Raw genomic sequence first — 11,139 nt, forward strand, 5'->3', positions numbered from 1 at the left:
CCGGCAGCAACTTCGGGGAGGACAGCGGTCAGGCACCGAATCTCAAGCCAAGCGGCCAGCCAGGCGCTTCAGGAAACGCCACCGTTAGACGCAGGCCGTTTCGACCGAGGATTAGCGGATGGTCGCTCGATGGCTTGGCCTGTCCGATAACCGGCGCGCCTTGCATCAGCGCGCCATGCATCAGCCCCATGCCGGATCCGGCGCCCTCACCGCACGCAGGAAGAACTCCACGCCAGCCCCGCTTGCGAACCTCCGCGCGGATCAAAGCTGACCGTCTGCGCCTTGCCGCCACGCGTCACATGCAGCACCACAGGTTTGTCGAGGCTTTCGGCCGCGGGATTGATATCGACACTGGCATCCAGCACGTCACCATCGCGCAGGCCCGCGCGTTCGGCGGGCGATCCTTTGACCAGCCCGCCGATGCTCGCCCCGGCCGTAAGCCGGACCGGCGACGCGAAGCCGAGATCGAAAATGCGCACGTCTTCCTTGGTGGCATGCATGCACGGCCCGAAAGCGCCGGCTGCCGGAAATATCAGCTTGCCGGCCATCATGTCGTTCCAATCCTTCACCGCCCAGGCGCCGGCCCGCTTGGAAAGGACGTCCAGCCAGGTGTGGTGGTCTTCCGACGCGCCCGCATTGATGCGCGCACTCGTCTCATTGGACAGATCGAGCACGCTGACCGCGGAGCCATGCGCCTTGAGCTTCGCGTCGAGGTCGGCCAGATACAGCGTGCCGCGGTTGTACGCCAGCATCCACGCGTTGCGGCCCGACCAGACATGGGCGGGGAACGCGCTATTAGGCAGCGCGCGCTTCGCATTGGTGTAGTAGCCGGCGCTCTCACCGCGGACCAGTTCCAGATACTCGGCGGGGGTGTACAGCCCCGCTGCATTGGGCACGGTCAGTGCGATGTAGTTCGCCAGGCCTTCCGTGTACCAGTCGCCTTCGATGTCATCTTTTTCCAGATTGCGCACGAGGCTGTGCACCATCTCGTGCGCCACCGTGTAGTGCAGCTCGGTCGTGCTCGGGTTTGCGCCCGGCGGCACATAGAGCATGAAGGAGTGTTCGGCTGCGCGGCCGCTGGGGTTAGCAACGCCATCGAAGGAGCGGATCATGAAGCGATACGCCGGGTTGCCTGCAAGCTTGAACGCTTTGAGCTCGGCGGCGTAGGCCGCAGCCGCCCAGCTGCCCGCCGCCTGCACCTGCTCCTGGGTCACCCCCAGGCCGTAGACCTCAAGCCCCGCATCCTTGGCCTGGTCAGCCGGCCGGTAGCTCTTGACCGGCCCCGCCAGAAACAGCGTGTCCGTGAGCTTGTCGGCGGTGAAGATTCCCGTGTAGTCACCTTCGCCGTAAGAGCTCACTCCCATTGCGCCCGGCGCGAGCTTCCAGCGCACATGGGTTTCGAAGCTCGCCCCGGCGCTGGCGGGCAGCACCAGCACGCCGACGTAGCCGCCCGAGATGCCACCGCCCGCCGCCTGCAGATCGACCTGCGGCCCGCGCTTCTGCGGCCGGCTGGGTGCGACGTGCATGCGGTAGGACACCTGCACGACGCCCGCCGCGGCGCGCGTCGTCGTCCAGGTCTGAAAGCTTCGAGGCCCGTTCTTGCGCAGGACGACAGGGCCGATCGGAAGTGCGCCACGGTCATCGGCAAGCGTCAGCTCAGCCACTTGGTCCGTGCTGCGCTCGAGCCCGGGTTCCAGCGTGTCGAGTTCGAGCGTCAATGGCACGGCGGCAGGCGTCGCCGGCTTGTACGCATAGCTGACCGCGATACCGTCCGCGCTGCCGCCGGTTTCCTGCGTCGTCGCCAGCGTGATGTCGAGCGACGCTGCCGGCTTCGCAGCAGGCGTGGCGGCGAACGCGCTGGCGATCGACGAGGCCGCGAGGCCGAGGAAAACTACAGGGTAAAAAAGCGAGGCGTTTTGAAAGGAGCGCATGCCGGTACTGCCGCTGAAAAACGACAGGCTACAGCCAGCTAGGGGCGTGGCTCCAGTTCTGCTGCCACCGTGCGCAGCATGCGCGCCGCACGTGCGCGGTCGCTTTCGCCTTCGGTGGGCGCGATCGGCAGATCCGGCGCGATGCCCGCCACCTCGTCGGTGCCGTCGGCACGCAGGCGCATGCAGTTGGGCACGCGCAAGCGCAGGCGCGAATGCGCAAGCACCAGCGGCGGAATGTCACCCATGAAGCCGCAGCCGTCGCCGCCGGTGCGCACGCCGATGGTTTTCGCCGTGCCGTTGTTCTGCATGGTGGCTGCGAACATTTCGGCGGAGGAAAAGGTCTTGCCGTCGGTAAGCACGTAGGTCGGGCCGGGCCAGGCGCCGTAGAGGTCCTGCACGACGGTCGACCACGCCAGGGCCTGCTCCGTTTTCTCGTCGCCATAGGCATGGGCTGGCAGGCCGGGCAGGGGGCCGTCGGCATAACCGGCGTCGATCACGCGGCGGCAGGCGACATCGCGCCACGCGCGGCGCTCCTGCCACACCCACGACAGATCGCACGGCGTCGCACCGAGGCTGGCCTTGCGTGCCTTGAACGCGGCCAGCGCTTTTTCCAGATCCGCCTTGGCCCTGGCACCGGGCTTGGCCGCCAGCGCCTCGGTCAGGCCGTCGATCTCCTCGTCGAGATAGCCTTTGCCCTCGGGAGCGTCCACCACCAGCAGGCGCGACGAGGCGATCGGCCGGGTGCCGAACAGGCGCGGGATCCAGTCGCCGCTGTCGTCGCCGCCACCGTTGTTGCCGACGTCGACGATCACCGCCTGCGCACCGGCGCTGCGCAGCGCTTTCAGTTGATCGGCCAGTTCCTTCAGCCACAGCTGGCCCGCCGCCTCGCCGATGGCGGCGCGGGTGATCGGCGTGCTGGCCTTGCTTGCTTGCGCCCACGCCCGCTGGCAGGCCTGCGGGAAGCCGCGGACGCGGAACACCTGCAGGCGGACCAGGCCGATGCGCCGGCCGTCGACCTCGGCCAGGCCCACCCGGAACACGCTGCCCTGGCCATCGCCGAGCAGGCGCACCCCGGGCAGGCTCTCCAGCGGCAGGCTGAAGGCGACATTGGCGGTGGAGGCGTGGCCGATCGCCGCGCAGCCGGAGATCGGATCGGCCGGATCCAGCGTCGCCTTGTCGGGCTCGGGCGCTTCGGTTTGCGCTGGCGCCTGGGTCGCCAGTTCGGAGAGATGGCCGTCGTGGAAGCCGGCGGCGAAGGCCCGCAAGGCTTCGCGCGCCTCGGCATCGCTGTGCGCTGCGTCCAGCGCGAGCTGGGTGCGGCGGGCGAGGGAGGGCACGTCGATGCCGCTTTCGTAGGAGCCCATCCAGGCCAGGTTGACGTAACGCGCCTGCAGCGCGGTCTTCAGCTGCGCGAAGTCGGCGCGCCAGGCGCTGGCGTCGTAAGGCGCGGGCGCGCTTATCAAGGCGGTGACCACCAGGGCGGCGCTCAGCAACGGGATCATGGTTTCCAGCCTGCGTTCGGTTCCGCCGGGGAGCTTAGGCCCTGGGCGCCGGCACCGTCTTGGATCACCGCGACGATTGGGATGCTACGAACAGCGCCGCAATGCGGTCGGCGCGTAGCCGTAGGCCGCCTTGAAGGCGCGGGACAAATGCGACTGGTCGCAGAAGCCGCAGGCCTGCGCCACCTCGCTGAGCGGCGCATCCGTCTCGCCGACCAGGCGCAGCGCCTGCTGCAGCCGCAGCGTGCGCTGGTATTCGCCCGGCCCCAGTCCCAGCTCGCGGCGAAACGCGCGCGCCAGGCGCGCAGGATGGATGTCGCAGAGCGCGGCCAGGCGTGCGATCGACAGCGGCTGGTCCAGATGGGCGGCGATGCATTCGCGCGCCTTGGCGACGCTGGCCGCGTCCTGCGTCGTGCCACGCCCGGCATGGCGGCCGAACAGGGCGACCAGTTCCCACGAGAGACCTTCCAGCGCCGCCGGCGAATGAGCGTCGGCCAGGCGAAGCTCTTGCGCCATGCGCTGACCCAGCCGCACCAGCTCCGGCGCGATGGCGACGGGCGCCTCGGCCAACGGCAGGCGCTCCGCCAGGTATTCCAGCATGGCCGTCGCGGGCGAAAGGCCGAGCTTCACCGCGCCGCCGGGTGCGAAAAGCTGCGCATGCGGTTCGCCCGGCGGATAGAACAGCAGCGCGCCCGCGCCATGCCATGCCGAGCGGCCGCGGATGGTTTCCTCGTAGCGGCCGTTCAATACCAGTGTGAGGCTGGGCGTTGCATGGCTGTGGACAGCCATCGGGGCGGAGCCGTAGCGCGAAATCCTGGCGTGGGCGGTAGCGGTAGACGGGTGCATGAATGCCTCGCTGAAAGCCTGGTGCGTGGGTCAAAGGGGCCGGAGGTAGTTAAGAGGGTTGCTCCTTAACTGCCTCCGGCCCCGTTTGTCGCCATCCGCACGCTACCTGCTTTTAAAAGGCGCTGCTCGCGTTACCCGTTCACACCGTCCACTAGCCGCCCGGAGGCGGAAGCGCGGCACCACCGGTCAAGGCGCGAGCATCATCGGTGCGGTTCAGTACTCCAGAGGACCGATCGAACAGTCCGAACGCATTATTGCCCGAGCCGTTATCGCTATCGTCCCAATACACCGGCCGAATGCCGAGGCTGTTGGCCTGGCTGACTACGTATTTGTCGAAATACGTCCGCGAGGCGAGATGCAAGTTGAGGTTGGTGCCGGTCAGGCCGGCCGTGCCGGTGCGGCGAACGGCGCCGAATTCACCCAGGAGCACGGGGATCCCTTTGCTGATGAATTGGGAGTTCATTTTCTGCAGTTCCGCCGTCACGTAAGACTCCTCCGTGGCGGAAGTTGCGTTGCGGGTCGTCAGCGAGGAGGAATGGTAATTCTTGCCCCAGAAATACCACATCGATCCCCATGAGGCGTCGGCCGTCATGAGTGCGTATTGATACGGCGAGTAGTAATGCACTTCGAAGGCCAGATGCTTTGCCGGATCGGAGGGGATCGTGGTCACCCAGCTATTGGTGTTGTCGATGTTTCCGCCACCCGGCCCCTGCAGCACTAGCCAACGCGTCTGGTTGTTACCACCGGTGGCGCGAACCGCATTGATGAAGTTCTGGTAGTACTGCAACAGCACGTTGGTCTGCGCCTGCGAGGTCACGTTCGGTTCGTTGGCTACGGCGAAAAGCAGCTTCGAGTTGTAGCCCTTGAAGTTGTTCGCGATCTGGGTCCAGTAGGAAACCAGTTTCGCATTGACGTTCGAATCGAAACTGTTGAAGTTCGAGTTCTCGAACCAGCCGCCATCCCAATGATCGTTGATGATCACCGTGAGATTGGCCGCCTGGGCCCATTGCACGACCTGGGTGACCGTGGCCATGTAGGACGCGTTGATCACGTGCGTATTCGGATCGGCGTTGTGGTCCCACGCGCAGGGAATGCGAATGGTGTTGAAGCCGGCGGCCGCGACGTTATTGATCAGCTTCTGCTTGGGCATGGTCGCGCCCGACCAGGTGGCTTCCAGCGTATTGCCGAGATTCCAGCCATAGGTTGGATTGGCGAGTTGCGCGTGTCCGCCCAGGGGGAGCAGCGACAAGCCGACCGCCAGCAGCAGCGCGGGTATGACGCGTGGCTTTCGCTGGCCTGCAGGCAGCAGGCGGCGAGCAGCCGCAAGCGTTTGAATGCGGGTGACGGTCCATGGGCGTAAACGCATACTGGGAAACCCTCTCAGTTGACGGGAACGGAAGAGTTCATCCGGCGCATGGCGATCGCCGTGATCGCCAGTCGTGCATGCTGAGAAGGCCGCGGGTGGTGCGCAATTATGAAATCGATAAAGGCGCTTGATGTTTATTCGTTTGCAATCGCCGCATTCGGGGCGGTGAGGGGATGAAGGAGGCGCGCAAGCTCAAACCGGATCACCGCGGTGAAAACCCAGTGAACGCCCTGGCCTAGCTACGCGCCACATCCTCGCTATCCACCGGCATCACGCTGAGCGTGTCCCCACGTGCATCCAGCAGCAGCGTCACCGGGTCGGATAGTGGTGCTGGCGCGGATGCCTGCTCGCCGAGCAGGCTGCCGATGTCGTGGTGCAGCGTGACCAGGCACAGGCGCGGATCGTCCTCGTGCTCTGCGGGCGGCTGGCGCGGGGCGCGCATCACGTGGTGGCAGGCCAGTTCGAAGGTGAGCAGGTCGCGCAAGGCATCCACCGGCCAATCGATCGCCGCTGGATGGGCGAGCAGCCAGTGCGCGAAGCGGTGGGCTTCGAGCAGGTATTGCAGGGTGCTTTCCGGCTCGTCGGCGAAATAGGCGTCGAGCACGCCGCCCAGGATCTCGCCCAGGCGGCGGCAAGTGCGCGGCAACACGGAATGGATCGGGATGATGCGATTGATGCGGTAGAGCGTGCAGTTCATGCGCATGCCCGAGCTGCGCGCCATCACCCACAGGCGCCGCCGTTCGCGCTGCGTCAACGCGTAGTCGTGCAGCGCCCGCTGCGGCTGCGCGGCGACCTCGGCGCTGTGCAGCGGCGAGGCGATCAGATCGCCAAGCGCGCGCTGGAACTCGGCAAGGGACATGGCACGGTGCTCACGGAGGGTTGCAGCGCCTGGCGCGCAAGCGCGATCTGCGCGAGTACGCCGTGGTCGCCCATCAGGGGAAAGTACGATTCGAGGAATTCGAACGTCACGCCGCGCAGATGCGGGCAGCGTGGCGCCACCAGGGCCAGCAGCTCGAACACTTCCGGCGGGCATGGCCCCGAATGGGAGTCCAGGTAGATGCCGTGCATGGTCGAGCCGCCGGCGATGTGGATCTCCTGCACGGCATCCAGATTCAACTCATCGATAAAGTCGATGGGCGAGCGGCCGAGGTTCTTCGCGTTCACATGCAAGTTGTGCAGGTCCAGCAGCACGCCGCAGCCGGTGCGTTCGACCAGCGCATTGAGGAAGGCCGGCTCGCTCATTTCCGAGAACGGCACGGGCGTGTATTCCACGCCGTTCTCGAACAGCATGGGCTGGCCGAGCACATCCTGCGCTTGCTGGATGCGCGTGCAGAGCAGGTCGAGCAATTCCTCGTCCCACGGCAAGGGCAGGGCGAGACCCGCATGGTGATCGCTGCCCGCCGCCTGCGCGATGCGCACCGCGGCCAGGTGCTCGCTGATCCAGGTGAAACCGTAGCGGGCCTGCCAGGCCTTGAGCTGGTGGACGTAATCGAGATCGAACAACGACGCGCTGGCGATGGACAAGCCGACGCCATGCGCCACCACGGGTTTCTTCGCCGTGATGCGATCGAGCAGATCGATCTCGTTGGGCAGCGGCACGAAGCGCTGGCTGGCGCCGCGGCCGTGGTCATTCCAGAAGCGCTCGGGAATCACCGAATAGAAATCGACGGCGTCGGAGCAGTGCTCGACGAAATGCGCGAGAGACGGGTTGAACAACACCCCGACGCCGATCGAGTGACGCTTGAACATGTGGCGGTAACCGTCGGATCAGGCTGCTGCGGTCCGGGCGCCGATCTGCGCGTTGGCGCGTTCGACGACGTGCGCGGCTTCGGACGCGACCAGGATCACCGGGTCATCCGAGATATGGTACGGGACACCCGACGTGCAGGCCGGGCACCCGGTCAGGCCGCGGATGATTTCCTGGCGCAGCTTGTCGTACTTGGACGCATCGGCAAACGAGGCACCCTTCGGCAGGTACAGCTTGAGCACCTGCTGGCCGTTGGTATGTTCGAGCCGGAACTCGGCAGCGCGTTTGTTGGACATGGTGTTCTCCAGAGTCATCAGTAGTGGCTCCGCGAGGGCGGAGCGGCGGCTACTGTGCGCCTGGTGGATGCGGGGCGGCATCCGTCAGTGGAGCTATGCATGGGTCGTGCGTGCGATGTAGGGGATCGCTTACGTGCGCTGCTGGGGTTGGCTGATCGTGCATGAGTGATGTATGGCCGGGTTGATGCATGGCCGGGTTGACGCATGCGGGTTGATGCATGGTTGTCCTGAACGCATCTGTTTCATCGCGCCCCGCCCAGGCCTCACACGCCAGCCAATGCCACCGCATCCGCTCCCGCCGGCAGGCGCATCGGGCTGTCCGGTTCGTTGACGGCGCGCCATACCGCCTCGGCGACATCGGACGACTGCGTCACCGGATCGGTCGACTGCGCCCAGCCATCGAAGATCTTCCTGGCCAGCTCGGTGTATGCCTCGTGGAAGCCGCCCTGCATGCGTGACCGCGCGTTCTCGCCGAAACGCGTTTCCGGCGCGCGCCCCGGCAACACCAGCCGCACGCGGATATGGAACGGTTCCAGCTCCAGCGCCAGCGATTCGGTGAACGCATTCACGGCCGCCTTGCTGGCGGTGTAGACGGACAGAAGATGCAGCGGCTTGAGCGTGACGCTGGAGGTGACGTTGACGATGACGCCAGCCTGGCGCTGGCGAAACTGCGGCAGCACCGCCTGGGTCATGGCGATGGTGCCGAAGGTATTGGTCTCGAACAGTTCGCGCGCCGCGTCCATCGCGATCCCTTCCAACGCATTGAGCAAGCCGATGCCGGCGTTGTTGACGAGGGCATCGATGGGGCCGGCGGTATCGATGAGCTGGCGAATGCTGTGCGGATCGGTCACGTCCAGTGGCAGCACGCGCAGTTGCGGCGAGGGCGGCAGCAAGTCCTGGCGCGGCGTGCGCATGGTGGCGATGACGTTCCAGCCGTGGTTGAGGAAATGACGTGCGATCTCGAGGCCGAAGCCGGACGAGCAGCCGGTGATCAGGATGGTTTTCATGCGGGTTCCTGTGCGGGTGGAGGTGATGCACCCACGATAGGCAGCGCGAGCTGGACGGGCTACCATCGGAAGTCCGTATTTCATTGGCAACAGTCCAGACGTGGCTGATCCACTCTCGGAAGTCGTCTCCTTGCTGCAGCCCTCGGCCGGGTTTTCCAAACTCGTCAGCGCCGCCGGCCGCTGGCGAGTGCGCCGCACCGAGGTCGGGCGGCCGTTCTACTGCGTGGTACTGGAGGGCTCGCTTCGGCTTGCGCTGGAAGGACGCGAGCCGCAGGTACTCCAGGCCGACGATTTCGTGCTGATCCCCGCCGCGCAGAACTTCAGCACCTCAAGCCTCGATCCGCCGGACGATCAGGTGGACCTGCTGCCCACGCTGCTGCCCAGCGGCGAATTCCGGCTCGGTGCGCCAGAGGACCCGGCGCAAGTGCGCATGATGGTCGGCTACTGCACCTTCGCTTCGCCGGATGCGGCCATGCTGGTGTCGCTGCTGCCGCAACTGGTCCATGTGCGCGACGAAAAGCGCCTCGGCACCCTGGTGCGGCTGGTCAACGAGGAATCGCGCGGAGAGCGGGCAGGGCGTGACGCAGTGCTGACGCGCCTGCTGGAAGTGCTGTTGATCGAAGCCTTGCGCTCCACCGCGGGTACCGCCGCCTCGCCGGGCCTGCTGCGTGGCTTGGCCGATACGCGCGTGGCGGTGGCATTGCGGCGCATGCATGAGTCGCCGGCGCAGGCTTGGACGGTGGCGCAACTGGCGAAGGAGGCAGCGCTGTCGCGCTCGGCGTTCTTCGAGCGTTTCAGTCGCACGGTCGGCGTGGCGCCGATGGAATACCTGCTCGCCTGGCGAATGGCGCTCGCCAAGAAGTGGTTGGGCGATAAAGAGCTCGGTATCGCGGACGTCGCCGAGCGGGTGGGTTATAGCTCGGCGAGTACATTCAGCGTGGCGTTCACCCGGCATGTCGGTGTGCCGCCGGCGCGCTACGCACGCAAGCAGGCACCGCTGCCTGCTGCGTGAGGCCATTAAAGGCAGAATAATCGGACGGATTGATCCTTATCGGATTTATTGCATACGCAATCCAGGCGTGCGCCTACAGACAACTAAAAATCGATTTGATAGTGTCGATGGCGTTGCCCGCGGAGTGATTTCAGAAGCGCGTCGCGGGCAACCATGGCAGCGATGTCGTGAAAGCGCGGGCCGCAGGAGTTGCACCTCCTACGACCCGCTGACCATCACCAACTAAAGAGGAGTTGATCATGGCTGTGCCAGATCATACGAGATTCGCGCGCTCGCCGATCCCCCGGGCGGCATACCCCCCGAACATTCGGGCTGTCCGGCGACATCGCGGACAGGGTTGAAGAGTCGCGGCCTAAGAGTTTTCGCAGGAATTATCCGAGCCGTGTAACCCGGCGCGTTGCCTTGCGCAACGGCGAAAGCTGCTGAAGCCGCAAACCACTTCCTCAATCAAGCCGCCCGGTGCCCAGCTGTTGGGCTACCGGTGAATCCTCGAGTCCGTAAGGTCGGCGGCACGCCGTGCTGGTTGGCGGCGTGCCGTTTTAAGGAGCGGGGATGCGGCGCGTAGCAAGGAGTTGCTTATGAATGATGTTTTTGGCGAAGCGTGGATTAACCGCCACACGAACTATTACTCCGACCCTGATGCGGGTCCGGACGCGCTGTTGAACGATGCGACTGAGTGGTTGCAGTACGCGCATAGCGCTATTCATCTGGTGGCTGAGTTGGTGGATGAGCGTGGGGGTATGAAGGGGCGGCACTTGCCGATTGTGCTGGGAGGCATTGCTGCGTTTATTGAGATGGGGACGAGTTGCGCGGCGCAGGCGCATTTGAGGATGCAGTGGGAGCAGGTGCGCGGGGATACGGAGAGCGTGGTGGTCGAGTCGTAGCGAGGTAGTGACTTGTCCTGAGTTGCGCCCCGCATGGCGACAGGCAGAGTCGCAATAGAGAGCAAAGTGCAGTCGAGGAAGTCCGGCGATCGCATCTGCCGGGCTTTCTTGGTGTTGGCAAAGGGGTGGGGGCTGCGACGGATGTCGATCTGACAAATTAGCTGGCTCCTTCCCCCTTTGCGTAAAGCTAGGTGTTGTCCATGCCTCCGATTGATGCCGACTTGCAAGCTGCATTTATGCGCTCATGCGCTCATGCACTCATCACAATGAGGGCGCCGATTACTCCAAGGATTTGGAGTTGCAGAGAGTCAACATGGACTGTGCGAACAAGACGCTGAGAGCGTTTCGCACATGTACCGCCATGTTTGGCCTCTTGGCTGCGGGATCGGCCATGGCGGAGCGCGTGGGCTTGTACAGACTTTTGTGTAAACGGGATCGCTTTAAAGCTGAGGGATGCGGCCTTCGAACTGGATGGTAAAGCGGTTGAGCGCCGCCTTCCAATCATGGATTGGAAGCGTCCATTTTTTACTGATGTTGCGCAGCCCTAAGTA

At 65.1% G+C, this 11,139-nt stretch carries 10 protein-coding genes; 2 read left to right on the forward strand and 8 right to left on the reverse strand.

The features are described from left to right. Positions 1 to 206: 206 nt before the first annotated feature. From AB4083_RS04000 to AB4083_RS04035, 8 genes are all read right to left on the reverse strand, one after another. Positions 207 to 1,931, reverse strand: a complete 1,725-nt coding sequence (locus tag AB4083_RS04000; RefSeq protein ID WP_441606443.1) for a hypothetical protein — start codon at positions 1,929 to 1,931, stop codon at positions 207 to 209. Between the two features lie 38 nt (positions 1,932 to 1,969). Then, the gene (locus AB4083_RS04005; RefSeq protein ID WP_441606444.1) at positions 1,970 to 3,433 is read right to left on the reverse strand and encodes a S41 family peptidase; all 1,464 of its coding nucleotides are present in this window, start codon (positions 3,431 to 3,433) and stop codon (positions 1,970 to 1,972) included. A gap of 84 nt (positions 3,434 to 3,517) precedes the next feature. Then, positions 3,518 to 4,276 (reverse strand): helix-turn-helix domain-containing protein, encoded by a 759-nt coding sequence (locus AB4083_RS04010; RefSeq protein ID WP_441606445.1) that lies wholly within the window; start codon positions 4,274 to 4,276, stop codon positions 3,518 to 3,520. A gap of 151 nt (positions 4,277 to 4,427) precedes the next feature. After that, on the reverse strand, positions 4,428 to 5,642 hold the full coding sequence (locus AB4083_RS04015) for a glycoside hydrolase family 5 protein (RefSeq protein WP_441606446.1): 1,215 nt from the start codon (positions 5,640 to 5,642) through the stop codon (positions 4,428 to 4,430). 235 nt (positions 5,643 to 5,877) lie between these two features. Next, a complete protein-coding gene (locus AB4083_RS04020; protein WP_441606447.1) occupies positions 5,878 to 6,501 on the reverse strand; it encodes a hypothetical protein in 624 nt (207 codons plus the stop codon). Then, the gene (locus tag AB4083_RS04025; protein ID WP_441606448.1) at positions 6,462 to 7,391 is read right to left on the reverse strand and encodes a DUF692 domain-containing protein; all 930 of its coding nucleotides are present in this window, start codon (positions 7,389 to 7,391) and stop codon (positions 6,462 to 6,464) included. Before AB4083_RS04025 ends, AB4083_RS04020 begins: the two co-directional genes overlap by 40 nt. An 18-nt stretch (positions 7,392 to 7,409) precedes the next feature. Further along, positions 7,410 to 7,685: a hypothetical protein gene (locus AB4083_RS04030; protein WP_441606449.1), complete on the reverse strand. Its 276-nt coding sequence runs from the start codon at positions 7,683 to 7,685 to the stop codon at positions 7,410 to 7,412. 263 nt (positions 7,686 to 7,948) lie between these two features. Further along, positions 7,949 to 8,692: an SDR family oxidoreductase gene (locus AB4083_RS04035; RefSeq protein ID WP_441606450.1), complete on the reverse strand. Its 744-nt coding sequence runs from the start codon at positions 8,690 to 8,692 to the stop codon at positions 7,949 to 7,951. 100 nt (positions 8,693 to 8,792) lie between these two features. On the opposite strand from AB4083_RS04035, the gene AB4083_RS04040 reads away from it, so the two are divergent. Next, a complete protein-coding gene (locus AB4083_RS04040; protein ID WP_441606451.1) occupies positions 8,793 to 9,704 on the forward strand; it encodes an AraC family transcriptional regulator in 912 nt (303 codons plus the stop codon). Positions 9,705 to 10,282: 578 nt separating this feature from the next. Further along, positions 10,283 to 10,588: a hypothetical protein gene (locus AB4083_RS04045; RefSeq protein ID WP_441606452.1), complete on the forward strand. Its 306-nt coding sequence runs from the start codon at positions 10,283 to 10,285 to the stop codon at positions 10,586 to 10,588. The last annotated feature ends 551 nt before the right edge of the window (positions 10,589 to 11,139 follow it).

Origin of the sequence: Dyella sp. 2RAB6 (assembly GCF_052115385.1) — a bacterium.
Lineage (GTDB): Bacteria > Pseudomonadota > Gammaproteobacteria > Xanthomonadales > Rhodanobacteraceae > Dyella_D.